The sequence below is a fragment of the Pseudoalteromonas sp. NS-SX12 genome, assembly GCF_057367955.1.
The window spans coordinates 366,706-391,802 of the sequence record NZ_CM170634.1; the positions used below are offsets into that span (position 1 = coordinate 366,706).

The following is a 25,097-nucleotide window of genomic DNA, read 5'->3' on the forward strand; positions in this document are numbered from 1 at the left end:
TAAAATAAAATTAGCGCTTTAAAATTAAACTAAAAAGCCCCTAAAAGGGGCTTATAAAATTAACTAAATTGTCACGTTTTTATATCATTTAAAAATCATAACGTAAGGTAACGGCCAAATGTCCTTCATCATCGCTATTGTCCAAATCACGCTGGGTGTACCAAATATAAGCCTTTGCCTGCTTACCTAATTTGCGCTCAACACCTACTGAACTGGCCGAGCCACTGTCTTTTAATTTACCAAAGCCTGTTTCATCATCTTGGTACTGTACTAAAATTTTATAATTTTCGATTTTATAAGAAGCACTTACAACGAACGTATCACCATCATCGCCCGATGACACTTTTTCACTATTTTGGTACATACCGTTAATTGTAAAATCACCGAGTTTACCTTGTGCTGATACGCGATCTATATTGTAGCCAGCAACATCCTCATCATGCGCATATGCGACATAAAACGGCGTTTTCTTAAGTGCTTTATCACCATAACCAATAGCAGCCGACACCCCAGCACCATCGCTTTGTTTGCTGTTTTCTTCCGCTATATAGGTTAGTTCAAACTGTAATTGACCAAACTTGGGTGATTGATAATTTACCATATCGCCCAAACGGTTTTCGCCGGTGGCAAGGTGTTTAATATCGCCAACGAAGTCATTCATCATATCAAGCTTGTTTTGCGACTTTTTCAGAGCCGTGTCTTTTCGACCGATCAGGATCTGACCAAAGGTTTTACTTTTTAGACCTAAGTATTGATCCCGCGATTTAATATTATCATCACTGCCATTTGCGCCATCTTGCTCTGAAATATTAACTTCCCACTCAAGCTTAGTTAATACGCTAAGATCATCTGAAATACCATGCTTTGCTTTAATACCAAAACGTGATGCATATGAGTCAACTTCGGTCTCGCTCTCTTGATTATCGATATCAACGTAGCGTAAGCCTAGATGGGCACGTCCGTATACTTGGGCATCTGTTTCAGCAAATGCATCTAACGGAAGAAGCACTAAACCTATACCACTTGCTAGCAAGAGTTTTTTAATCATGGTAATTTCCTCAAAGCAGAGTTTAACTAAAGCATTACGCTATAATTATTATACACTTAAGATCAAACAGATTTTCTTATTTACTAATTACTTTAGTACATTTAACGGGTATGGCAATTATCGCAGATCAATATTTTACCAATAGGATCATCTTTATACTAAGATCTACCACGATATGGCTGTTTGAGATCAAAAACTTACTAAGATCACCTAAGAAATAGATCGAATTTCAATAAGTTAGCTATAGTTTTTAATCTGATCAGCCCTAAATAAGCAGTTTAGTTGGTAGGATCGTGATCCCAGCCAATCAAATTACGATCGTGTTAGTAAGAATTTGATCCCACAATCCTAAATGATCATAATCCCAGACATACTATTAATCTCATTTTTTTTCGCCGAAATAAGCCAGCTCACAAACCGGTTATAAATAAAGTAAATGTTAGAAGACTGGCCTGTTAAAGCACTATTTTGATAGGTTGATTGAAGGTTATGGATTTAAATTATTGACGCTCAACACCTGGGCGTTCGACACAAAAAAAGCGTTTATATGAGCTATATAAACGCTTTGCTTGTTAAAGGAAGTTGTATAACTTGATGTTATTTAACTTGTTGGTTTAACTCACCAGCAAGGTATTTTTCATGCATCGCATCAAGTGAAATTGGTTTGATTTTAGCCGCTTGACCAGCTGTACCAAACGCTTCGTAACGTGCAACACAGATTTCAGTCATTGCTTTCGTTGCTTCCGCTAAAAACTTACGCGGGTCAAAGTTTGCAGGGTTATGCGCAAGGTGACGACGAATTGCACCGGTTGATGCTAAACGTAAGTCGGTATCGATATTTACTTTACGAACACCGTGCTTAATACCTTCAACGATCTGCTCAACTGGCACACCGTAAGTTTCAGGGATCTCACCGCCGAACTCGTTGATCACAGCAAGCCACTCTTGTGGTACTGATGACGAACCATGCATTACTAAGTGAGTATTTGGAATACGCGCGTGAATTTCTTTGATACGGTTAATTGCAAGAATGTCACCCGTTGGTGGACGTGTAAACTTATAAGCACCGTGTGAAGTACCACATGCAATCGCAAGTGCATCAACACCTGTTTGCTTAACAAAGTCAGCTGCTTCTTCAGGATCAGTTAATAGTTGGTCTTCAGTTAGCTTACCTTCTGCACCAATACCGTCTTCTTCACCTGCTTCACCCGTTTCTAATGAACCAAGTACACCTAGCTCACCCTCAACTGAAACACCACACGCGTGTGCCATTTCAACGGTGCGACGTGTTACATCAACGTTGTACTCGTAGCTTGAAGGGGTTTTACCATCTTCAAGTAGTGAGCCGTCCATCATTACTGATGAAAAGCCTAATTGGATTGAGCGTTGGCAAACTGCTGGTGATGTACCGTGATCTTGGTGCATAACTACTGGAATGTGTGGCCATTCTTCAATTGCCGCTAAAATCATATGGCGGATAAACGGCGCACCGGCGTATGCACGCGCACCTGCTGAACCTTGAACGATAACAGGACTGTTTGTCTTGTCTGCTGCTTCCATAATTGCACGCATTTGCTCTTGGTTATTCACATTAAACGCTGGAACACCATAACCATTTTCTGCCGCATGGTCTAATAGCTGACGCATACTGATTAAAGCCATTTTGCTTTCTCCAATTTTTGATGGCACCTAACGCCATCGAGTTTGAACGGATAGATTTGTTTATTGCCAAGTAATCACTAAATTGAGAGAGAGATGATTACTTGGCTTTTTATTCAGTTACTTAGATTTAATTCAATTAACCTAAGTATAGCGTGCACAAATTATTTCGCGCGCGCTTCTAACATTGCTACAGCTGGTAACTGCTTGCCTTCTAAGAATTCTAAGAAAGCGCCACCACCTGTTGAAATGTATGAAATTTTGTCTGCTACTTCATATTTATCAATTGCTGCAAGGGTGTCACCGCCACCAGCAATTGAGAATGCATTTGACTCTGCAATCGCATGTGCAAGTGCTTTGGTACCTTCACCAAATTGGTCAAATTCAAATACACCAACAGGGCCGTTCCATACAACAGTACCGGCATTTTTGATAATCTCAGCAAGTGCCTTCGCTGAATCTGGGCCGATATCAAAAATCATGTCGTCTGAGTCAACATCTGCAACTGACTTTAATGTTGCTACAGCTGTTTCTGAGAACTCTTTACCCACTACTACATCAGTTGGTACTGGAATATCGCCACCCGCTGCTTTTGCTGCGTTAGTTAACTTGTTTGCTTCATCAATTAAATCAGCTTCATAAAGTGATTTACCAACGTTATTGCCCGCAGCTGCGATAAAGGTATTTGCAATACCACCACCACATACTAACTGATCAACAACACTTGAAAGCGACTCAAGTACAGTCAGTTTAGTTGAAACTTTTGAACCACCAACAATGGCTACAAGTGGGCGCGCTGGGTTATCAAGTGCTTTACCAAGTGCATCTAGCTCTGCCGCAAGTAATGGACCTGCACAGGCAACATCTGCGAATAAACCAACACCGTGAGTAGACGCTTGTGCGCGGTGCGCAGTGCCAAATGCATCCATTACATACACATCACACAGTGCAGCTAATTTTTTAGCTAAAGCTTCGTCGTCTTTTTTCTCGCCTTTGTTGAAGCGTACGTTTTCAAATACAACCACTTCGTTGTCTTGAACGTCAACACCATTAAGGTAGTCTTTTTCTAGGCGAACAGTTTGCTCTAATACGTCATTTAAATAGTTAACAACCGGTAGCATTGAGAATGCGTCATCGTATTCGCCTTCTGTAGGGCGACCTAAATGCGACATAACCATTACTTTTGCGCCTTTTTCTAAGGCTAATTTAATGGTTGGTAACGACGCACGAATACGCGCATCACTGGTTACTTTACCGTCTTTTACTGGAACGTTTAGGTCTTCACGAATAAGCACGCGCTTACCTTGTAAATCTAAATCAGCCATTTTAATGACAGACATTTGAGCTCTCCTTTAACATAAAAAAACCGCAAATTTGTTGGCAAACTCACGGTTATCTAAATCTAACTTTTTAGTGCCATCGCCTCGGCAGTATCTAGCATACGGTTGGCAAAACCCCATTCGTTATCGCACCAAGCTAAGATTTTTACTAAGCGCTTGTGGCTTACACGGGTTTGTGTACCGTCAATAATCGATGAATGGCTATCGTGATTAAAATCAACCGATACCAGTGGTTCTTCGGTATAACTGATAATACCGGCTAAGTGTTGATGCTCTGCATCTGAAAGTACTTTATTAACCGTTTCAATTGTTACATCGGTATTAAGTGTGACACTTAAATCCATTGCAGTAACATTGATGGTAGGCACGCGCACGGCAATGGCTTCAAAGCGGCTTTTAAACTTAGGCAGAATGCGCTCGATACCACGCGCTAATTTAGTATCTACCGGAATAATCGATTGGCTTGCAGCACGGGTACGGCGAAGATCACTGTGATAGGCATCAATCACTTGCTGATCATGCATTGACGCGTGAATGGTAGTAATTGCACCTGACTCAATACCAAATGCATCATCAAGTACTTTAATCACTGGCACAATACAGTTAGTAGTGCATGAACCGTTAGAGACGATAGTGTGTTCAGCTTTTAATTCATTGTCATTAATACCAAAAACAATGGTGGCATCCATATCGGCATCGGCAGGTTGCGAGAACAACACCTTTTTAGCGCCCGCATTTAAATGCAATTCAGCATGTTCACGAGAATGATAAACACCTGTACATTCAAGCACCACGTCGACATCTAATAAACCCCAAGGCAATTCGCTTGGATTTTCTTCGGCAAATAACTGAATTAAGTCACCATTTACGGTAATGGCATCTTGCTGTAATTGCACAGGAAATTTAAAACGACCATGAGAAGTGTCGTATTTTAATAAATGCGCGATGCCTTTAGCGTCTGCTAATTCATTGATCGCGACAATTTGAATGTCGTTAGTACGACCAGCTTCATATAAAGCTCTTACGATATTTCGTCCGATTCGACCAAAACCATTAATTGCAATTTTGATTGCCATTAAGTTGTTTTTCCTAACAGTGCCGAGCACTTTCACAGTTGGTGAGAGGGTTGATGGCGGGTATTCTAAAGCAAAGAATTTGAATACGATAGTGAAAAAATTTTATTCTTTGATTAGTAAAGATAATGACACCGGTTACTTACTAGGTAAATCAAGGGATCCAGTAATTTCGCAAGTTTCATGAAGATTTTTAGAAAAATGAGATTTTAATTTATCCGTTAAAAATGACACCGGTTTCCCTAAATTTATTGCGACAATTAATCGCTCAACACGCGCTATAAAAAACACAAAAAAAACTAATTTACGCTTTTAAAATTTTCTTAAATTGGAGGCGTAAATTTAGTCTTTCAAAACCAACTCTTTTTCTTCTTGGCGTAATGTCAGTACTTCAAAGCCATCTTTTGTGACTAAAATAGTGTGCTCCCATTGTGCTGATAATTTTTTATCGCGGGTAACTACTGTCCAACCATCTCGTTTGCTCTTAGTTTTGGCGGTACCTTGGTTAATCATTGGTTCAATAGTAAATGTCATACCTTCTTGGAGCGTTACACCAGTATCCTTTTTGCCAAAATGCAATACTTCAGGCGCCTCGTGCATTTGTCTACCGATACCATGACCGCAAAACTCTCTCACTACAGAGTAACCTTGTTGCTCAGCATGATGTTGAATAACCGCGCCAATATCACCTAATTTAGCACCTGGTTTCACTTGCTTAATGGCCAGCCAAAGTGCTTCGTAAGTCGTTTCAACCAAACGTTTCGCAAACGGCGATACTTCACCGATACAATACATTTTACTGCTATCTGCGATAAAACCATTTTTCTCTAAGGTAATATCGATGTTGATAATATCGCCATTTTTTAGTTTTTGCGTGCTACTTGGCACACCGTGACAAACCACTTCATTAATTGACGGGTTAAGCACAAATGCAAATCCGTACTGACCTTTACTCGCAGGGCGCGCATTTAACGTATTGGTAATATAGTCTTCAACAAAATTATTAATTTCTAGCGTTGACTGGCCGACTGCGATAAACGTATCGAGTGCAGAAAATACGTCTGCCAGTAATTGGCCGGAAGTACGCATAAAATCAATTTCCGTTTGATTCTTAATAATGATTTCACTCATTGCATTCACCTTGCTGATCACATTGACGCAGTAACTCTTGCTCCATTATTTCAGCAAAGGTTAAATTAGGATTACGCTCTGCAAGGCGCCCTACTTTTATCCAAAACTCGGCTTGAGAGTTGATTGAACGCACCATTACGGTGCTAGCATGACGAATTTCATCATGTAATTGGTCAGAAATTTTAACGATACCCATAGCGACACACTGTTTGATTATATGCTTTATATATAGTACGTATACATAACATATAAAATCAATAAAAAAATGGCGCCAAAGGCGCCATTCTGGGCTGGGTAACAAATAAAAAGTTTATCTTGGCAGATTTTTGCTTAACTTTTTGTTTTTATTCATTACATCACTGTAATAACCGTGAAGCGCTTCACTTAATTGACCTTCTTGGCGTTTAATTTGTTCCGCTTGGGTAATGTTTTGCTGCTTTAACGTTACGTTTTCAGCACGTAATTGATTGATTACATCACCTTGCTGCTGCGCCTTAGTTTTAAGTTCATCAACGCTATGAATTGATTCTTTTAACAGGGCATTTAGCTCTTCATTACGCTCATTAAGTTCACGGCAGTGATGCTTCATTACCGATTTACTCATATTCGCTTCTTCAACTTGTTGCTGGAGATCTTGAAGCTTAGCGGTCACTTCTACGCTTGGTTTTTTCTTTGCGTCTGTTAACTGTTCCATCAGTGTTTCAAGCATGGCGTTTGAGTTTTCCCACTCACGCTCAATTAACTGCACATGCTTAATAATCATCGCATGATCATTTTGCAATTGCTCAAACTGCTGCTGTTTTTCTAAAAGCAGTTTCTTCTGTTCAATTAATTGTTCAGTAAGCGCTTTTTCATGTGCACGCTGTGCAAAGGAGGTAATATTAGCTTGTACGGGATCTGAACCGCAAACAAGTTCAGGAGCATTTCGTTCAGAGGTAACCATTTCCCTTTCCTCGTTATTATACCTATCAAAAGTTGGTTAAATTTTAGCAAGATAAAGGCAGGGGGGAATTTGATCTAAATCAGTTTTTTTAATTAAGAATCGTTATCAAAGGTAAAACTATTGCGCTAGATCAAAAAAGCGATGCATTTGCATCGCTTTTGATTATTATAGCTTTTTTTGCAATTATACGAGTTGATTCGCTTTTGCTACGATATTCTCTACCGTAAAGCCAAAGTGTTCAAATAGTTCATTTGCAGGCGCAGATTCACCAAATGTTGTCATACCTACAACCGCGCCATTTAAACCAACGTACTTATACCAGTAATCTTCAATGCCCGCTTCTACCGCGACACGTTTAGTTACTGCACTTGGTAGTACTGATTCTTTATAAGCCGCATCTTGTACGTCAAATAAATCAGTTGACGGCATAGAAACAACACGTACTTTTTTACCTTGAGCGCGAAGTTCAGCTGCTGCTTGCATTGAAAGCTCAACTTCAGAACCTGTTGCAATAAGAATAATCTCAGGCTCACCATCACAGCTTAATACGTAACCACCTTTACGTACATTCGCTAATTGCTCAGCTGTACGCGCTTGTTGTTGTAAGCCCTGACGTGTAAATACAAGTGATGTTGGGCCATCTTTACGCTCAATAGCATCTTGCCATGCAATTGCAGACTCAACTTGGTCACATGGGCGCCAGTTAACTAAGTTAGGCGTTAAACGCATGCTTGCTAGCTGTTCAACTGGTTGGTGCGTAGGACCATCTTCTCCTAAACCGATTGAATCGTGCGTATACACAAAGATTGAAGGCTGCTTCATAAGCGCCGCCATACGTACTGCGTTACGCGCGTATTCCATAAACATTAAGAACGTCGCACCGTAAGGAATAAAGCCTTTATGCAGCGCAATACCATTCATAATTGCCGACATACCAAATTCACGTACACCGTAGAAGATGTAGTTACCTGATGCGTCATTTGCTGTTAAGCCTTTTGAACCTTCCCAAAGTGTCAGGTTTGAACCTGCAAGGTCAGCAGAACCACCCATAAACTCAGGTAACATAGGGCCAAACGCATTAAGTGCATTTTGTGATGCTTTACGTGTCGCTGGGTTTTCAGGGTTTGCCTGTAGGCCTTCAATATAGGCTTGTGACTTCTCAGCCCAATCAGCTGGTAATTCACCTTTTTGACGACGTTCAAACTCTGCCGCTAGTTCAGGGAAAGCTGCTTTATACGCATCAAATTTTTCAGCCCAAGACGCTTCTTTTGCGGTACCCGCTTCAACTGCATTCCAATCAGCATAAATATCAGCTGGAATATCGAAAGCATCATGCTCCCAGTTTAAAAATTCACGTGCAGCTGCAATTTCAGCATCACCTAATGGTGCACCGTGACAGTCGTGGCTACCTGATTTGTTTGGTGAACCGTAACCGATTACTGTTTTACAACAGATCAATGTTGGTTTGCCCGTTTCTGCACGTGCTTCATCAATTGCCGCGCGAATGGCTTCGCTATCGTGACCATCTACATTCCGCACAACATGCCAACCGTAAGATTCAAAACGTGCTGCCGTATCGTCAGTAAACCAACCTTCTACTTCACCGTCGATTGAAATACCGTTGTCATCCCAAAACGCAACTAGCTTACCAAGGCCTAATGTACCTGCTAGTGAACACGCTTCGTGTGAAATACCTTCCATAAGGCAACCATCACCTAGGAAACAGTAAGTAAAGTGATCAACAATATCGTGACCTTCGCGGTTAAACTGGTGCGCAAGTGCTTTTTCAGCAACAGCCATACCAACCGCGTTCGTAATACCTTGGCCTAATGGGCCTGTCGTTGTTTCAACACCCGGTGCATAACCGTATTCAGGGTGACCCGGTGTTTTAGAGTGCATTTGACGGAAGTTTTTAATTTCCTCAATTGGAAGATCATAGCCAGATAAATGCAGTAAAGAATAAATTAGCATTGAGCCGTGACCGTTTGACAGAATAAATCGGTCGCGATCAGCCCAATCAGGGTTTGCTGGATTATGGTTTAAATAGTCGCGCCATAGCACTTCAGCAATGTCTGCCATACCCATAGGGGCACCTGGGTGGCCAGACTTGGCCTGTTGCACAGCGTCCATAGATAGAACGCGAATAGCATTTGCTAGTTCTTTACGTGACGGCATGGATTTTCCTACCTCATTATTTGTTTGCTGTCATAATTTGGATACATTGGCCAATAAGCACTGGCAATAGGAAGTACTTATTGGTCAATGTACCCACGCAGCTCTATTCTTACCTATAAGCACACGCGGAGCAATGGAAAACCGACTATAATCTAGCTTCTTTATGCACAAAACAGCCTAGTAACGGTGAAGAAATTTCACTTTTAATTTTTTTTAGACGTCTAGGCGTAAAGTTGTTGTTTGCAGCGTCGTTATTCGGTAGAATACTCGACCATTTAATTGAACCTGCGCAAATCCTTGTGGCAACGCGCATTTTTTGTGAGTGAGTAGAAATACCATGGCAAGAACTTTATTTACTTCTGAGTCAGTATCTGAGGGTCATCCGGATAAAATCGCTGACCAAATTTCTGATGCGGTTTTAGACGCAATTATCACACAAGATAAGCATGCGCGTGTTGCCTGTGAAACAATGGTTAAAACAGGTGTTGCAATTATCTCTGGTGAAATTTCAACAGATGCGTGGGTAGACCTTGAGTCAATCACACGTAAAGTAATCACAGATATCGGTTACACATCATCTGACGTAGGTTTTGACGGTGACACATGTGGCATCATGAACCTTATTGGTCAACAATCACCTGAAATCGCACAAGGTGTTGACCGTACTAAGCCTGAAGAGCAAGGCGCTGGTGACCAAGGTTTAATGTTCGGTTACGCAACTAACGAAACACCAACATTAATGCCTGCGCCACTTTATTACTCGCACCTACTTGTAGAGCGTCAAGCACAAGCACGTAAGTCAGGTATTCTTCCTTGGTTACGTCCTGATGCAAAATCTCAGGTAACCTTCGTATATGAAGACGGTAAGCCTGTTGCAATTGATGCGGTTGTACTATCTACTCAGCACAACCCAGACATCGAGCAAGACGCACTAGTAGATGCTGTAATGGAAAACATTATTAAGCACACGCTACCTGCTGAGCTTTTAACTGAAGACACTAAATACTTCATTAACCCAACTGGTCGTTTCGTAATCGGTGGCCCTGTTGGTGACTGTGGTCTTACAGGTCGTAAAATCATCGTAGATACTTACGGTGGTATGGCGCGTCACGGTGGTGGTGCTTTCTCTGGTAAAGATCCATCAAAAGTTGACCGCTCTGCGGCATACGCGGGTCGCTATGTTGCTAAGAACATTGTTGCAGCTGGCCTTGCTGATAAGTGTGAAATCCAAGTTTCTTACGCTATTGGTGTTGCTGAGCCAACGTCAATCACAGTTGATACATTCGGCACAGGCAAAATCTCTGAAGAGAAATTAGTAGAGCTAGTACGTGAGCACTTCGACTTACGTCCTTACGGTATTACTAAGATGCTTGACCTACTTCACCCAATGTACCAAATGACTGCAGCATACGGTCACTTCGGTCGTGAACCGTTCGAAATGACGGTAGGCGAAGATACATTCACAGCATTTAGCTGGGAAAAAACAGACAAAGCAGACGCACTTCGCGCCGCTGCTGGTTTATAATAACCGTCTGATTGAGAAAAAGCGCCATTGGCGCTTTTTTTATGCCTAAAATTCAGTAAGTTGCTATGATAACCGCTCTAGCAAGTGATAAAGAAACTACACGGTGAAGTTATGTACCTTTCAATCAAGCATTACCCTGAAATAGCAAACAATACTAACCAACAAAGAATTGTACGCCTTGCCAAACCTTACTTAACAACTCCGGCAATTGTTTATATTACACATGTTTTGGTGTTGGTTTCTCTGGTTGTAATAAACCTACCAAGTGTGCAACAACTATCGCCTTTGCTTTTAAAGGGCGGTTTATTTATTACTTATTTAATAGCAATGCATTTTGCGGGCATTAATACATGGCAGCGTAAGCAGTTTTTAACACACCTTGATGAAATCCAAACAAAATCAGAACAATCCGATATCGCCCTCGCCCAGTCATCTTTATTTAATTATTGGAAAGACACTCAAATAACTAAAACCTTTATCGTTACCGCCCCTACTTTCGCACGCATGAAAACCTTCGAATTTGGTTATTTGAGCCTCAGCGAAAATGGAGAAAAAGCGATGATCCGAGTATTAGAAGACGAAAACTTGGCATCAAGCCAACTTAAAATTGCCATTTTTAACGACCAAGTCATCCCTGCGGTCATCGAGGAAAATACGCACGTTATCCTCACACTTGCAGAGCATTCGATAAATGGCACAATTAGTAAAATTAACCAAGTAGCAAAACGAAAAGTCACTACAAATCAATTAGCGATTAATTTTACCGAAAAACTATTGGTGGTCGAGTTTGAACACACGCCAAATGAGCTATCATTGGTATCCCATGTGACCAACCCACAAACCAAACTTACCTATACACTGAAACTGATAGCCATCGACTCACAAGATTATGTTGTTTATAAAGTGCTAGAAGACCACCCGTCGCGCCCGCTAATGAGTGCAGATGTAATTATCTTTAATAGCGATAATAGCGATAAAAAACAAACAGCCAATGTACTTGGTTTTTCAGAGCTCGCAACACATCACGTCGGACATTACCCGCTAGCGGGTGGTATGATTAGCTAAGTAACTCAGCTTCAGCAAACGCTATTTGATAAAAACATAGGATTTAATATGAACAAAGGACATGTAATTGCATTTGTGCTTGGCGCCCTTAGCGTCGCACTTATTTCGACATTAATGCCTTCAGATAGTCAATTAATTAGTAAAGAACAACCATCTGATAGCTCTGACCACACATTATCTGAGCCGCTAGAATCAAGCTTTAATAACATCAAAAAACCGTTAACGGAAACCCTATCCACACAGCACAAATCAATACAACACTCACTAACAGCGCTGACTAAATCTGAGCTGGTTGCTGAAGTTGAAAGGTTAGAAAGTGAATTAACACATGCTACACAAAAACATGAACAGCTGATTAAAGAGGTAAGCGAACATGCTGAAACCATGTTGCGCGACAAGGTCGCGGAGCTCGAGCAACAAATGCAACAACAACTTGAATTACTGCTCAGTGATGGCGTAGACACCCTTAATTTAGCAACTAAGTTTGAGCAACAAACCCGTGACGAACATTGGGCCGAAACGACAGAAGCGGTGTTTCAAGATTTTTTTACCACACATGATTTTATTGAATTTGTGCAACTAAAAACGATTGATTGCTGAGAAAGTATTTGCCAAATTAACTATCAGTATGCCGATGGTTTCGAATCAATACACCTGTTCCAACATAAATTATCAGAGTTTGTTACCAAACATAAATTTGCTACTAGCCAATCACAAGAGGCTAATGGTTCAGTCAATATGCATATCGCGAAATAACCTAGGGTCTGTTGACCTTTCAAGTTCGTTTTTGCAGCAGTTTGATTGGGCTTTATACAAGGCAGAGGATGCGTGGCATAGTTATTCTATGTGAGTCAGCCGATAACACAGTAGAAAACCCAATCAAGCGTTGCCGAACGGTTGTTTTGAGCGTACTTTTGTCATTGTTGCCTATATGGATGTAGGTAAGGGGAGTGAGCATGACGCGGAAGCTTTGCTCGATATTCGCTTAGATTGCTAGGCCACACATCGAGCGCCGCGATAAAAGCACGCTCAAAGAGAACAAAAATAGAACAGTAAAGGTGGGCAGACCCTAGTCAAATGGCACTACAAGGGTAAAGCTTCAAGCGCGCTTTCATCTTTTTGAAGGTGCTAAATACGTTAGATTTTGCGACAGAATTACCTAACCAATGTGGAATTTTTCCTGCGGGATCTGCAATCGCTTGATACTCAACAGAAATCGTATCTGCGTCTCGCTGAGTAATTACCCAACTGGCAGCTACATGCTCAATGCGAATGAAACCATCACGCTTTGCGTATTCGTTGTTAGCCGCTTGAATGCCAATTTGCATTTGTGTATTTGACGTTCTAAAAATACGTGAGTAAGTCACCATATCACGATTTTTAATCGGCCATGGCGCATTAAATTGAGTGTAAACGATATGCTCGTTTTGTGATGGTGATTTTAGCACTTCGACACTGTCCACATTGCTTAACCACTTATCAGCATTGTCTGTATCAAGTAAAAGTGCTTCAAACGCTGCTAAGCATCCGCTAGTCACTGTGTAGGCTTTTAACTTTAAAAGTCCATCGGGCAGTTTTTGCTGATAAACTTCAATTCCTTGTTTAATTTTTACTTGCTGCCACTCTAATGCACTCAGCGGAGTACAAAAAAGTAGCAGCAACAGCATAGTGCGCATATTATTGCCAGTAAGGCTCCAATTTTTGACTTGCAAGACGGCTATGTTCCATTGCTGCGAGCAAACCATCATTTTTTTGTTTTAACCAACCCAAAATACTGGTGAATTGTTCGGGTTCTTGTTGCGTTTCACACAACTGTTTTAAATAGTCGTATGTCGCTAATTCATCCATACCATGAATAATATCAAGCCAAGGGCCTCTAAATTCATCACGTAGCGGTCCTTCAAAAAGCTGCCCTAAGCAACAACCGCTGAGTAAATTACGGTGTAATTTTTGACGTTTTGCGATGTAGCTTTCAGCGCTCACCACATCATGTGGTAATAAATGCTGCATTTCTTGCCAATCGTTTTCAAAAAGACGTGCCGCAATATCTTTTACAGGCGTACCAGCAGCAACAATTTGCTCTTGTCCCCAGTCATCACGCCAACGCTTTTCAATTAAAAAGCGCGTTAAATCCAGAATAAGTTGGTTGTAGCGCGGGCTATGGAAAATTGCCTTTAACGCCTTGCGCGACGGTTGCTCAGCTTTTAAGTTATCAATCACTTGTTCAAGCTCAGGCGCAGCCGAAATGCGTTTATAAAACGCATGTTTCTTTGACGTAAACGTTCGTAATTGAATCGCCGTTTCAACCCAAGAAAAGGTTTCTAATAGCCATTTAAGCTCTTTACGCAACGATTTAGTAACTTGTTTGTCGGCAACTTGTTCAAACAACCAAAAGCTATGGCGAATAAGGCTAACCCCATCAACAATGCGTTTTAGTGTTTTTAATTTTGGCGAATCGATATAGCATTGCTCGTGTTTTTGCACAAACTCAATGCCGTATTGAAGGCACTTCTCAAGCGCTTCTTCTTGTGTCGCGTTTTCATCTAACTGTACATAGCCTAAGAATGTATCAGCCATTAACGGCGCATCGTCCGCTAAACGGTAGCCACGTGCGGCTTTACTGTATAGACCTAAACGTACTTCACTACAGTTAATTAACTTATTTGCTAATTCAAATAACTCTTTGCGATCACCACTTACCAATTCCATTTCCACTTCACAAATCGGCACACTTTGGCCTGAAGCAGAAATATCACCTTTATCCAACACCAATTCAATTTCAGTACCTGAGTCGGTTTCTAATAACCAAGTACGACGAATAAAGTTAGTGTTAAAAATAGAGAAAAGGTTTTCACTAATAGTGCCTGGCTCCATGCCAGCAGGCCAAATTGAGGTATCAAATAACTCAATGTTTGGGCGCGAATTATTAATTGGCACATTGTATTCTGGACGTTGATGAAAGCCACCAACCACTTTGCCTGCCAACTTAATTGTTTGCTCACATTCGCCGTCAACACAACGCGTGCGTAAACCGATATCTAGCGCTCTTAACTCTCTGCTTGGAGTATCAAAGTATGCGTTTTGTAAGTTGCGAGAAGCTTTATTACTGACTTTTTTTGAAAACTGGGTAATCAGTGCTGGCAGTTGAGAAATAACTTGTTCTGAAACTAAAAATTTCAGCTCAATTTCAGTATCCATTAGCTGGAGGGTTGACCTATTTTATTAGCAAAGCCTAAGTAAAACCAAATATCGGGCTAAATGCAACCTTTTGTGCATCGACTTACAAACAACGACTAAATTATGAAGTATTGTGTGAATGCGCTGCGCGACTTGCTATTGCGCGGTGAAATCCATACTATGAAGCCTCAAATACCAATTCACTTAAATAGCTAGTCATTTTAGCGGGCTAAATATCATGCTAACTGCGTTGGAATTTATCGATGTAAAATAACTACATCAGACAAATCCCGCCTTGATAGTATCTCATTTATCCAGCGCTATAATTAGTTACATATTTAAACGACTTGGTAAATTTATCGGACAACAACAATAAAACAGGATCCTCTCAATGTTTAAACCGATTGCTGCATTTCTTTTATTAGCGAGTTTAAGCACAGCTATCCACGCAGAAACGCAAACTAACGGCGAATCAGCGACTGAAGTACTGGAAGTACAAACAACTGAAAGCGCATCTTCTTCAACTGCTTATATTACCGACAACCTATTTGTTTATATGCACTCAGGTCCAGGCAAAAATTATCGCATTCTTGGTTCTGTGCAAGCAGGTACCGAATTACAGTTGCTCGATGAAAATAAAGAAACGGGCTATAGCCAAGTAAAAGATAGCCGCGGTCGTACAGGTTGGATTGATAAACGTAATATCAGCAAGCGCCCGGGTTTAGCACAACAAAACCTTAAGCTAAAAAATCAATTAGCTGATTTACAAGCAGAGCTAAATTCAAGCCAACGTGATATGCCGGTACTGCGTCAAACTGCCAGTGATTTAGAAGTTAAAAACCGTGAACTCAATGCTGAAATAGAAAAGCTTAATGCCCAAATCTCAAGCTCACGTAATCAAAAGCAACAAGCCAGTGAAAAACAGCAAAAGCAGCTATTGATTTATGGCGGCGGTATTGCATTTATTGGTATTTTACTGGGGATTATCATCACAATCGTGTTATCGCGACGCAAACGTTACGACGGTTGGGCGTAATATCTACTCTATATAAAAAAAGCGCTTAACCAGCGCTTTTTTTGTATCTGTCCCGTACTCAAAAACGTGTGAGTAAACGTTATTCCTACTGCATTAATTTGTGAATCGCTTGCTACGAGAGCTAAACCACTCAGCAATAAAACAGGTAGTTTTTAATAAATCCGGAATTACTCTTCAACCTGCACGGTTAAACCGGCGTCTTGCTTAACATGCTCAATTACCATGTAAGTACGGTTGGTACCAACGCCTGGTGTATCTACAATTTTACCGAGTACTTCACGGTATTCAATCATATCGCCAACACGTATTTTTAGTAGGTAATCGTAGCCACCCGCCACCATATCACACGACACCACTTGACCAATGCGCATAATATGCTGTTTGAAAATATCAAATGCGGCTTCGGTTGATTCTTTTAATGTTACCTCAACGTGGGCAACCACATTTTGTTTCAGCTTGGTAGCATTTAAACGTGCACCATAACCTTCAATATAACCATCGTCTTCAAGCTTTTTAACCCTTTCAAGGCACGGGCTTGGACTTAAATTAACTTGTTTCGCTAAATTTACGTTAGAAATTCGGCCATTTCTTTGTAAAACATCTAAAATTGCTAAATCGATTCGATCGAGCACTCGTGTTTTGATAGAGGTGGTCATACAGAATATTATTTGGCATCTTTTGAACAATTCCCTGTAAATTACCGGATATAGCCAAAATACGCCAGCACATTCTGCTGAAAAGAAATTACACTACGCCCCTATTTTATAAATTTAACCTATTTTATTTTGAGGGTTTCTTTATGCTTTACAATGGTGATTTAACTACCAAATGTCCGATCCGCCAGCAGATCCGTGACTTTTACCGTATTGATGAAGACCAAGTTATTGACCATATTCTGCCACTTGCAGAAGTCGGTGTTAGCGCACGTAGCCGTGCATGGGAACGTGCACGCCAAATGGTATTAAATATTCGTAACGATCAGGAAGGTCAAGGTGGTGTTGACGCACTACTTAACGAATACTCACTGTCTTCTGAAGAAGGCGTGGTATTAATGTGCCTTGCTGAAGCATTGCTACGCGTACCAGATAAAGAAACTCAAGATAGCCTTATTCGCGATAAGCTAGCAAACGGCGACTGGAGCTCTCACTTAGGTAACAGCGATTCTCTGTTTGTAAATGCATCAAGCTGGGGTCTGTTATTAACAGGTAAAATGGTTAACTATGCAGACAAAAACAAAGAAGACCAGTTTGGCTTATTAAAGCGCACTATGGGTCGTATTGGTGAACCTGCTATTCGTAAATCAGTACAATATGCCATGAAGATCATGGGCAAGCAGTTTGTTATGGGTACTACCATTGAAGAAGCTGTAGAGCGCGCGAAAGATAAAGAAGCAAAAGGCTACGCATACTCTTACGATATGCTAGGTGAAGGCGCCCGCACTATGGCGGATGCTGAACGTTATTTTAATAGCTATATGATGGCAATTCACGCTATCGGTAAAGCAGCCAATGGTCGCGGTCCTATAAAAAGCCCTGGTATTTCTGTAAAACTTTCAGCTATTCACCCTCGTTATGAGTTCACACACCGTGAGCGCGTAATGGAAGAACTTGTGCCTAAGCTTAAAGAACTTGCGCTTACAGCAAAACAGTATGACATTAACTTTACGGTTGATGCCGAAGAAGCTGACCGTTTAGATATCTCTTTAGATATTATTGAAGCGGTATTTTCTGACGATGCTCTTGGCAATTGGGCTGGTTTTGGTTTAGCGGTTCAAGCTTACCAAAAGCGTGCTATTTTTGTAATCGACTGGTTAGAAGCACTTTGTCGCCGTGTAAATCGTAAAATGATGGTTCGCCTTGTAAAAGGTGCTTACTGGGATACTGAAGTAAAGCTTACACAAGCAGATGGCCTTGAAGATTACCCAGTATTCACACGTAAAGCGACAACTGACGTGTCTTACAAAGCGTGTGCAATTAAGCTAATGAAAGCACGAGATGTGATTTTCCCGCAGTTTGCAACACACAATGCATACTCAGCAGCCACTATTTTAGAACTTGCTGATGGCAACTATTCAAACTTTGAATTCCAGCGCTTGCACGGTATGGGTGAATCATTATTCGACCAAGTTGTAACGCAAGATCGTGTTCAATGTCGTGTATACGCACCAGTAGGTCAACACGAAGACTTACTTGCATACTTAGTACGTCGTCTACTTGAAAACGGCGCTAACTCATCATTTGTAAATGCCATTGTTGATGAATCTCAGCCAGTAGAATCACTGCTTGAAGATCCCGTTGAAAAAATTCAACGTGTTCGCAATAAGCGCAACCCACAAATCGTTTTACCAAAAGACTTATTTGGTGAAGAGCGTCAAAACTCTAAAGGTTTAGATTTAACCAACATTAACCATATTACGCCATTCAAAGCGAATATTGACAAATGGGTTGCTGAGAACCTAATGACTCATGCCGATGTGCCTGAAGGTCACGAGGCGGTAATTAACCCAGCAAACCACGCTGAGGTGCTTGGTTCTATTCGTCACCAAGACGAAGCTGAAATGAAAGCCCTTGTTGATACAGCTGAATCAGCTTTCCAATCTTGGTCTCAAACGCCAGTTGCTGAGCGTGCTGAAATCTTACGTCGCACAGGTGACATTTTAGAGCGTCATCGCGATGAACTTATTGCACTGTGTATTAAAGAAGCAGGTAAAGTAGCGCAAGATGGTGTTGATGAAGTACGTGAAGCAGTTGATTTTTGTCGTTACTACGCAGCGCGCGCTGAAGAGCTTGCAGCTGATAGCCGCTTTTCACCACGTGGTGTAATTTTATGTATCAGCCCTTGGAACTTCCCACTTGCGATTTTCTTAGGCCAAGTAGCAGCGGCAATCGCAACAGGTAACTCAGTCATTGCAAAACCAGCAGAGCAAACATCACTTGTTGCACTTCGTGCAATTGAGTTAATGCGTGACGTTGGCTTACCTAAAGACGTAGTACAGCCTGTTATTGCTCGCGGTAGCAAAGTAGGTCAGGTAATTATTCCTGACGAGCGCGTACAAGCAGTTATGTTTACAGGTTCAACTGAAACAGGTACACGCATTGCGCAAACCCTAGCAGAACGCGGTGGCGACCAAGTACCTCTGATTGCCGAAACGGGTGGTCAAAACTGTATGATCGTTGATTCTACCGCACTACCAGAGCAAGTAGTTGACGATGTTATTTCTTCTGGCTTCCAATCAGCAGGTCAGCGCTGTTCTGCACTGCGCGTATTATTCGTACAAGACGAAATCGCAGACAAAGTAATCAAGATGATTAAAGGCGCGATGAAAGAGCTACACGTTGGCGACCCAGCTTATCTATCAACAGATGTTGGCCCGGTTATCGACCAAAAAGCACTTGATGCGCTAAATGAACACGTTGAATACTTAAAAGATAAAGCGACACTGCATTTTGAATGCCCTATTCCGGCTGAAGATGAAAACGGTCACTTCTTCTTTGCACCACGTTTATACGAAATCAGTGATTTATCGGTATTAACGAAAGAAGTATTTGGTCCATGTGTACACGTAATTCGTTTCAAAGGTACTGAAATTGATAACGTAATCAACCAAGTAAACAGCACTGGTTTTGGCTTAACTATGGGTATTCACACACGTATCGAAGAACGTGCTGAATACTTAGCTAAACAATCACGTGCCGGTAACATTTACGTAAACCGCAATATGATTGGTGCCGTTGTTGGTGTGCAACCATTTGGTGGTCGCGGCCTATCAGGTACTGGCCCTAAAGCAGGAGGCCCAACTTATCTAACACGTTTAGTAAAAGAAAATGCTGCACCTGAAAACGTTCAAGCTACCAATATCAACCTTGATGGCGAAGCAATTGTTGATGACAACCATGCAGTTGAACGCGTTAATCAAATGATGGTTAACTCAATTCGCGATGAAAAAACTTGGCGTGCAACCAGCTTAAACGACCGTATTTCAGTATGTCGTCAGATGCTGGCTAAAATCGCACAAGTTGAAATCATGGATAAGCTTGCAGATGATTTAACACAAACAATTGCCGATGCACGTAGTCAGCTTGACCGTATTGAAAAGCGTTTAGCCAAAGGTACTGTGCTGCCAGGCCCAACTGGTGAATCAAACACAATTTACCTAGAGCCGCGCGGCTGTGTTGTTTGCTACGCAGATAAAGATACTTCATTTAACTTCTGGGTATTGTCTATCGTAACGGCGATTGCAGCGGGTAATACTGTAATTACCGTGGTGTCTGACCTATTCCACGAAGAAGCGTTAGCTTTCCGTGCTAAGTTATTAGCATGCGGTGTTGCTGAGGGCGTTTTACAAGTGGCTAAACTGTCTGAGTTTAATGCAACACTTGCTCACCCGCATGTTGCAGGCGCTGTAATTGGCAGTGGTTGTGAGCGTAAAGCACATGTAAACGAAAAACTGGCTGCTCGCTCTGGTGCTATTTTACCGGTGATCAGTGCACAGTATTACGACACACTAATCAATCGCTTAGTTACTGAAAAAACCATCAGTATTGATACCACAGCATCAGGTGGTAACACATCACTCATGACGCTAACTGACGAAGATTAATCTAAAGCTCGGGAAACCGGCTTGTTAAGCAAAATAAAAGGGCTAAGTGTAAACTTCAGCCCTTTTCTTTTATCTTCCGCTTAATTTTCAGCATAATGTTTGCTAATTTTAAAGATAATCAAAATTCAAAGATGTACTGCCAATGTTAAAAACCATTTTAATATCTGATCTTAAACCCGGCATGTATGTGCAAGGGGTTGTAAAGCAACAAGGTAGTGTAAAAGTTAAGTCAGAAGGCTGGGTAAGGACACAAGCCGCCATCAATAAATTAGCAAAGTCAGGTATTTTAGAAGTATCTGTCGACCCTGATAAATTTATTGATTTAAACGCAGAAAAAAATAGCGATTCCAGCGAGAACGCAATCGAAACGCCGAAGTTTGATCCAACCAAAGCAACGGCGAGTTTCTCAAGCGAAGCAAACAAAGCAAAAAAACTTTATACCGAAGCGAAACAACTGCAATCAAAAGCATTTGACGATATTCGCGCCGGTCGCAAAATTGATGTTGCGCCATTTAAGCAGGTTGCTAGCGGCTTTATTGATTCGGTTTTTCGCAACCAAGACGCCCTCGCCTGTATGACCCGCATTCGCGAAAAAGATGCTTATTTGCTAGAGCACTCAATTAATGTATCGGTATTAATGAGTATTTTTGCCAAGCACATGGGGTTTGAGCGTGAGGTTATTCATGAACTAGCAACGGGTGCACTGTTACATGACATCGGCAAAATCAAAGTTCCAGACGCGATTTTAAATAAACCAGGCAAACTCACCGATGCTGAATTTGACGAAATTAAACGTCACGCGCTATACAGCAAAGAGATTTTAGAAGAGTCAGAACTCAGTGATATCGCCATTCAAGTTGCCGGATTTCACCATGAGCGCTTAGATGGCAAAGGCTACCCATTTGGCCTTAAAGACGACGAAATAAACCAGTATGTACGTATGATCTCAATTGTCGATGTATATGACGCTTTAACCGCTAAGCGCGTTTACAAAGATGATATGAATCCAATTCAAGCATTCAAAATTTTACGAGCAGGTTGTCCAAGCGCGTTCGACAGCGACTTAGTTGCACGTTTTATTCAATGCATTGGCATTCACCCTGTAGGCACATTAGTAAAACTAAAAAGCCAGAAACTAGGCATTGTGTCACAAAGCAACTTTGAACAGCCGTTAAAACCAACTGTTAAAGTATTCTACAGTGCGAAACATCAACATTACACTGAAGTACAAGACCTCAATTTAGCCAGCAACCGCATTGACGACGAGCTTGAGTCATCTATTAAACCAGAAGACTTTGGCATTGATTTAATTAAATTCTTCCGCAATGCTTTTTTTGATTAAGATACATGAGCATCACACCAGACGGTAAAATAAAATTGCCCATTACTAAATTAGAAGTGGGCGATTTTGTTGAAGAAGTAACTAAACAATTAGGCGCTGTTAAAGTAGTGCAAACAGGCTTAGTAAGAAATTACTTTGCACTGCAAGCGCTAAAGAAAAAAGGCGTAATAGAAGTACTTGTCGACCCTAGTCGCTCTAAAAAAAGCACTCAACAACAAACAACAACGTTTACTAAAAAAGTCAAAATTGAGAGTCAATTAGAAGCGGCACTTGATTGGCAAGACCGAGCGCATACAATCATTGACGATACATTAGCGCGCGCAAAATCCCACACCCCAATTGATATTTCGGGGTTACAAAGTTTAGCGCAGCAAGTATTAACTCTGACGCGACAGCATAAAGAAGCCGCTGCATTAGTGGTACGCTGTAAAATGTCTAACACTTTGCTCAACAGTCACTTACTGCGGGTGGCGGTAAGCTTGGCGCAATTTTGCATTCATCAAAACTATCAAGCGTTAGCAAGTGAACACATGGTGCTTGCAGGACTGCTTTCACGCGTTGGCTACCAAATGCTGCCTGACAATTTACGCCTTCCTGACGGCAAACTCGCACCAATGTTGAGAGTTAAAAAGCAGCAACATATTTCACAATTACAAAAGCTATTGCGCGTCAGTGGTCAGCCCGATGAACATGTTTTACGCTTAATTTCTGAGCAAAATGAGCTACTCGATGGCAGCGGTTATCCGAACCAATTAGATTTTGATAAACTCAATTCAGCGCAGCGCATTTTTAGCATCGCCATTATGTACGACAGTTTAGTTTATGGCTTTGACCATACTAAAGCCATTGGCAGCGCTGCTGCATATCGTGAATTAATGGAACATTCACCGAACCACTACGACCCAGATTTACTGCAAACTTTTATTCAAGCTATTGGGGTTTATCCAGCGGGAACATTAGTTAAGCTATGCTCAGGTCGCGTTGCACTTGTTGTTGAAAATCAACAGCAACTAACAAAACCTCGGGTGAAAGTATTTTACAACGCCGAGTTTAATCATCACTTGGCAGTGCGCATAATTGATTTAGCGGAATCTGATGACAGCATTGAAGGCACGGCAAGTGCCCAGCGTTATGATTTAGATATAGCTGATTTAATTTCAGAAGACGGGATTTAATGGCCGTTTTAAAACTGCCAATCTTCCATCGCAGCTAAACTAAACTCCACACCGTCGTACTGCATTAAGGTTTGTTCTGCAGCAATATCAATAATGTAAACGCCATTAATATTATCACCCACTTTGAGTTCTCGGTCGTTAATCTTAATCCAACTACGACTAGGTTCTGAAGCAAATACATGCGCTTGATAACGCATTTCGGGAATACGCGCTCTAAATGCCTCAGGCAATAATTGAATAGGAGACACTTGTGCCGAAGCAGATGAACCTGAAATTACTTGCTGTTCTAATGGTTCATTTTGCGCCTGCTCAAATGCTTCGCTAAACGCATCAATTAATGCGTTGGTTTGCTCTCTCTGTTCTTTTGCTTGTTGATAGCCAACCACTTTATATTCGGATAAATCGGCTTCACCTTGCGCATTTTCATCTGCTTTAGGTTGTGATTTTTCACTTGGTGTCGGTTCTACAACAGGTTGCGCATTTGCAGCCACCGGCTGAGTGTAAACTGGCACAGGAACCAGTTGGTATTGAATTTGTTGCTGGGTACCTGACGTTGCTGGCACTTGCGGCTGAATCGGCATTATAGCTTGGTTATTTGGCGTTGCCTTGTTTTGTAAAACCCCCGCTTCAATCGCAGGTTTCGTTTGCTGAGTCTGCAATCCTTTACCGATAAAGAAACCCAATGTAAGGGTCAGTAAAAAGCCTAAAAATAAAGCCAAATTACGGTAAAAACGTAATTTTTTACTTAACAGGTATTCCTGTTGATAATCACCTTGCATTGGCACAGCACCTCGGCTCGAAGTTTCATTTTGCTTTAATGCATCAAGAATATAAGACATACATACTTCTTTTAAAAAATAAACGACAAACCAATGCCCGTTAATACAGCGACTATAGCAAAGCAGGCATACATCCACACCTGATAATTTGCACCTGATGAAGCCGTTACTGACGCTTCAAGCGGTAATATTTCAGTTGCCGCTGTTGCTATCATAGTTTTGTTGACCTGTTTACGACTATTGGCAAACGCCCCCATTAGCGCTCGTTCGCACAATAAATTGATAAGCCGCGGGATCCCCCCAGTTAATTGATGAATACGTTTAATTGCTGAGTTTTCAAATAACATGGTATCGCAGCCAGCGATATGCAAACGATGTTTGATATACGCAAATACTTCAGACTCATTAAGTGGCATTAAATGGTAGCGAGCGGTAATACGCTGAGCTAATTGCCGTAACTCGTTACGTTTTAACAATGTTTGCAGCTCTGGCTGACCAACTAGAATAATTTGCAGTAATTTGCGCTGATTAGTTTCTAAATTAGTAAGTAAGCGCAACTGTTCAAGCACTGCACCACTTAAATGCTGGGCTTCATCAATGACGAGCATCGTGCGTTTGTCTTGGCTATGGTTTTTTAACAGTCGATTTTTAATTTTATCGGTCAAATTTTTAAGCGTCGCCTCTGACTTTTTATAACGAATACGCAACTCATCACAAATGCTCGCAAGTAACTCCAACTCAGACAACGATGGGTTTAACACAAACGCCACTTGAGTTTCATCACCTATGCTTTCGAGCATGCAGCGTGTTACCGTTGTTTTGCCAGTTCCAACCTCGCCCGTAAGCAGCACAAAACCACCGGCATCACCTAAACCATAAGTTAAATGAGCCAATGCTTCTTTGTGACGTTCACTTAAAAAGAGGTAGTCAGGATTCGGTGCGATGGAAAATGGCTGATCCGTTAAGCCAAAATAATCTAAATACACTTACTTCAATACGCTTAATAAAAACTCAGCCTATCATACCAAT

General features: G+C 41.3%; 20 protein-coding genes. 7 read left to right on the plus strand and 13 right to left on the minus strand.

All coding sequences use genetic code 11. From position 1 onward, the window contains the following. Positions 1-88: 88 nt before the first annotated feature. From AC2IOM_RS01800 to tkt, 8 genes are all read right to left on the minus strand, one after another. Positions 89-1,048: a porin gene (locus AC2IOM_RS01800; protein WP_010560998.1), complete on the minus strand. Its 960-nt coding sequence runs from the start codon at positions 1,046-1,048 to the stop codon at positions 89-91. A gap of 597 nt (positions 1,049-1,645) precedes the next feature. Beyond that, positions 1,646-2,710: a class II fructose-bisphosphate aldolase gene (fba, locus tag AC2IOM_RS01805; RefSeq protein WP_010560999.1), complete on the minus strand. Its 1,065-nt coding sequence runs from the start codon at positions 2,708-2,710 to the stop codon at positions 1,646-1,648. A gap of 161 nt (positions 2,711-2,871) precedes the next feature. Further along, positions 2,872-4,047, minus strand: coding sequence for a phosphoglycerate kinase (locus AC2IOM_RS01810; protein ID WP_486358939.1), 1,176 nt, complete (start codon positions 4,045-4,047; stop codon positions 2,872-2,874). A 62-nt stretch (positions 4,048-4,109) separates the two neighbouring features. Further along, positions 4,110-5,123 (minus strand): erythrose-4-phosphate dehydrogenase, encoded by a 1,014-nt coding sequence (gene epd, locus AC2IOM_RS01815; RefSeq protein ID WP_010561001.1) that lies wholly within the window; start codon positions 5,121-5,123, stop codon positions 4,110-4,112. Positions 5,124-5,462: 339 nt separating this feature from the next. Then, a complete protein-coding gene (gene map / locus AC2IOM_RS01820; protein ID WP_486358940.1) occupies positions 5,463-6,251 on the minus strand; it encodes a type I methionyl aminopeptidase in 789 nt (262 codons plus the stop codon). Then, complete coding sequence (locus AC2IOM_RS01825; RefSeq protein WP_010561003.1) at positions 6,244-6,447, minus strand: ParD-like family protein; 204 nt, start codon at positions 6,445-6,447, stop codon at positions 6,244-6,246. The genes map and AC2IOM_RS01825 overlap by 8 nt, the downstream gene beginning before the upstream one ends. Before the next feature lie 114 nt (positions 6,448-6,561). Next, positions 6,562-7,194, minus strand: coding sequence for a hypothetical protein (locus tag AC2IOM_RS01830; RefSeq protein ID WP_486358941.1), 633 nt, complete (start codon positions 7,192-7,194; stop codon positions 6,562-6,564). 183 nt (positions 7,195-7,377) lie between these two features. Continuing rightward, positions 7,378-9,369: a transketolase gene (tkt, locus tag AC2IOM_RS01835; RefSeq protein WP_486358942.1), complete on the minus strand. Its 1,992-nt coding sequence runs from the start codon at positions 9,367-9,369 to the stop codon at positions 7,378-7,380. 337 nt (positions 9,370-9,706) lie between these two features. On the opposite strand from tkt, the gene metK reads away from it, so the two are divergent. From metK to AC2IOM_RS01850, 3 genes are all read left to right on the plus strand, one after another. Continuing rightward, the gene (gene metK / locus AC2IOM_RS01840) at positions 9,707-10,894 is read left to right on the plus strand and encodes a methionine adenosyltransferase (RefSeq protein WP_038639862.1); all 1,188 of its coding nucleotides are present in this window, start codon (positions 9,707-9,709) and stop codon (positions 10,892-10,894) included. A gap of 111 nt (positions 10,895-11,005) precedes the next feature. Next, positions 11,006-11,959 carry a hypothetical protein gene (locus AC2IOM_RS01845; protein WP_486358943.1) on the plus strand — a complete coding sequence of 318 codons (954 nt, stop codon included), beginning with the start codon at positions 11,006-11,008 and terminating at the stop codon, positions 11,957-11,959. A gap of 48 nt (positions 11,960-12,007) precedes the next feature. Further along, entirely contained in the window at positions 12,008-12,559 is a 552-nt protein-coding gene (locus tag AC2IOM_RS01850) for a hypothetical protein (RefSeq protein ID WP_486358944.1), read from the plus strand. Between the two features lie 473 nt (positions 12,560-13,032). Here AC2IOM_RS01850 and AC2IOM_RS01855 read toward each other — a convergent pair whose 3' ends face one another. Further along, the gene (locus AC2IOM_RS01855; RefSeq protein ID WP_486358945.1) at positions 13,033-13,635 is read right to left on the minus strand and encodes an START domain-containing protein; all 603 of its coding nucleotides are present in this window, start codon (positions 13,633-13,635) and stop codon (positions 13,033-13,035) included. A 1-nt stretch (position 13,636) separates the two neighbouring features. Further along, entirely contained in the window at positions 13,637-15,157 is a 1,521-nt protein-coding gene (locus AC2IOM_RS01860) for a CYTH and CHAD domain-containing protein (RefSeq protein WP_105170947.1), read from the minus strand. A gap of 370 nt (positions 15,158-15,527) precedes the next feature. Here AC2IOM_RS01860 and AC2IOM_RS01865 point away from each other — a divergent pair, with 370 nt between their 5' ends. Next, positions 15,528-16,172 (plus strand): TIGR04211 family SH3 domain-containing protein, encoded by a 645-nt coding sequence (locus AC2IOM_RS01865; RefSeq protein ID WP_010561011.1) that lies wholly within the window; start codon positions 15,528-15,530, stop codon positions 16,170-16,172. Positions 16,173-16,339: 167 nt separating this feature from the next. Here AC2IOM_RS01865 and AC2IOM_RS01870 read toward each other — a convergent pair whose 3' ends face one another. Next, positions 16,340-16,828, minus strand: a complete 489-nt coding sequence (locus AC2IOM_RS01870) for a winged helix-turn-helix transcriptional regulator (protein ID WP_010561012.1) — start codon at positions 16,826-16,828, stop codon at positions 16,340-16,342. Positions 16,829-16,971: 143 nt separating this feature from the next. Between AC2IOM_RS01870 and putA the strand changes: the two genes are divergently transcribed. The 3 genes from putA to AC2IOM_RS01885 all read left to right on the plus strand — a co-directional run bounded on the left by putA (position 16,972) and on the right by AC2IOM_RS01885 (position 23,289). After that, on the plus strand, positions 16,972-20,772 hold the full coding sequence (gene putA / locus AC2IOM_RS01875; protein ID WP_010561013.1) for a bifunctional proline dehydrogenase/L-glutamate gamma-semialdehyde dehydrogenase PutA: 3,801 nt from the start codon (positions 16,972-16,974) through the stop codon (positions 20,770-20,772). Between the two features lie 142 nt (positions 20,773-20,914). Next, positions 20,915-22,114 carry a cyclic di-GMP phosphodiesterase gene (locus AC2IOM_RS01880; RefSeq protein WP_138629066.1) on the plus strand — a complete coding sequence of 400 codons (1,200 nt, stop codon included), beginning with the start codon at positions 20,915-20,917 and terminating at the stop codon, positions 22,112-22,114. Positions 22,115-22,119: 5 nt separating this feature from the next. Beyond that, positions 22,120-23,289, plus strand: a complete 1,170-nt coding sequence (locus AC2IOM_RS01885; RefSeq protein WP_486358946.1) for an HD-GYP domain-containing protein — start codon at positions 22,120-22,122, stop codon at positions 23,287-23,289. 8 nt (positions 23,290-23,297) lie between these two features. Here AC2IOM_RS01885 and AC2IOM_RS01890 read toward each other — a convergent pair whose 3' ends face one another. Together AC2IOM_RS01890 and AC2IOM_RS01895 are read right to left on the minus strand one after the other, a co-directional pair. Further along, complete coding sequence (locus tag AC2IOM_RS01890) at positions 23,298-24,128, minus strand: general secretion pathway protein GspB (protein ID WP_486358947.1); 831 nt, start codon at positions 24,126-24,128, stop codon at positions 23,298-23,300. A gap of 11 nt (positions 24,129-24,139) precedes the next feature. Beyond that, positions 24,140-25,054: an ExeA family protein gene (locus AC2IOM_RS01895; RefSeq protein ID WP_138629073.1), complete on the minus strand. Its 915-nt coding sequence runs from the start codon at positions 25,052-25,054 to the stop codon at positions 24,140-24,142. Positions 25,055-25,097: the final 43 nt, after the last annotated feature.

Excerpts from the sequence above, each read along its gene's own strand:
- AC2IOM_RS01810 (WP_486358939.1), bottom strand. The coding sequence starts at position 4,047 with ATGTCTGTCATTAAAATGGCTGATTTAGATTTACAAGGTAAGCGCGTG.
- AC2IOM_RS01870 (WP_010561012.1), bottom strand. The coding sequence starts at position 16,828 with ATGACCACCTCTATCAAAACACGAGTGCTCGATCGAATCGATTTAGCA.
- AC2IOM_RS01800 (WP_010560998.1), bottom strand. The coding sequence starts at position 1,048 with ATGATTAAAAAACTCTTGCTAGCAAGTGGTATAGGTTTAGTGCTTCTT.
- AC2IOM_RS01880 (WP_138629066.1), top strand. The coding sequence starts at position 20,915 with ATGTTAAAAACCATTTTAATATCTGATCTTAAACCCGGCATGTATGTG.
- AC2IOM_RS01860 (WP_105170947.1), bottom strand. The coding sequence starts at position 15,157 with ATGGATACTGAAATTGAGCTGAAATTTTTAGTTTCAGAACAAGTTATT.
- AC2IOM_RS01850 (WP_486358944.1), top strand. The coding sequence starts at position 12,008 with ATGAACAAAGGACATGTAATTGCATTTGTGCTTGGCGCCCTTAGCGTC.
- tkt (WP_486358942.1), bottom strand. The coding sequence starts at position 9,369 with ATGCCGTCACGTAAAGAACTAGCAAATGCTATTCGCGTTCTATCTATG.
- AC2IOM_RS01825 (WP_010561003.1), bottom strand. The coding sequence starts at position 6,447 with ATGGGTATCGTTAAAATTTCTGACCAATTACATGATGAAATTCGTCAT.
- AC2IOM_RS01855 (WP_486358945.1), bottom strand. The coding sequence starts at position 13,635 with ATGCGCACTATGCTGTTGCTGCTACTTTTTTGTACTCCGCTGAGTGCA.
- putA (WP_010561013.1), top strand. The coding sequence starts at position 16,972 with ATGCTTTACAATGGTGATTTAACTACCAAATGTCCGATCCGCCAGCAG.
- metK (WP_038639862.1), top strand. The coding sequence starts at position 9,707 with ATGGCAAGAACTTTATTTACTTCTGAGTCAGTATCTGAGGGTCATCCG.
- AC2IOM_RS01885 (WP_486358946.1), top strand. The coding sequence starts at position 22,120 with ATGAGCATCACACCAGACGGTAAAATAAAATTGCCCATTACTAAATTA.
- AC2IOM_RS01890 (WP_486358947.1), bottom strand. The coding sequence starts at position 24,128 with ATGTCTTATATTCTTGATGCATTAAAGCAAAATGAAACTTCGAGCCGA.
- AC2IOM_RS01865 (WP_010561011.1), top strand. The coding sequence starts at position 15,528 with ATGTTTAAACCGATTGCTGCATTTCTTTTATTAGCGAGTTTAAGCACA.
- fba (WP_010560999.1), bottom strand. The coding sequence starts at position 2,710 with ATGGCTTTAATCAGTATGCGTCAGCTATTAGACCATGCGGCAGAAAAT.
- map (WP_486358940.1), bottom strand. The coding sequence starts at position 6,251 with ATGAGTGAAATCATTATTAAGAATCAAACGGAAATTGATTTTATGCGT.
- AC2IOM_RS01830 (WP_486358941.1), bottom strand. The coding sequence starts at position 7,194 with ATGGTTACCTCTGAACGAAATGCTCCTGAACTTGTTTGCGGTTCAGAT.
- AC2IOM_RS01845 (WP_486358943.1), top strand. The coding sequence starts at position 11,006 with ATGTACCTTTCAATCAAGCATTACCCTGAAATAGCAAACAATACTAAC.
- epd (WP_010561001.1), bottom strand. The coding sequence starts at position 5,123 with ATGGCAATCAAAATTGCAATTAATGGTTTTGGTCGAATCGGACGAAAT.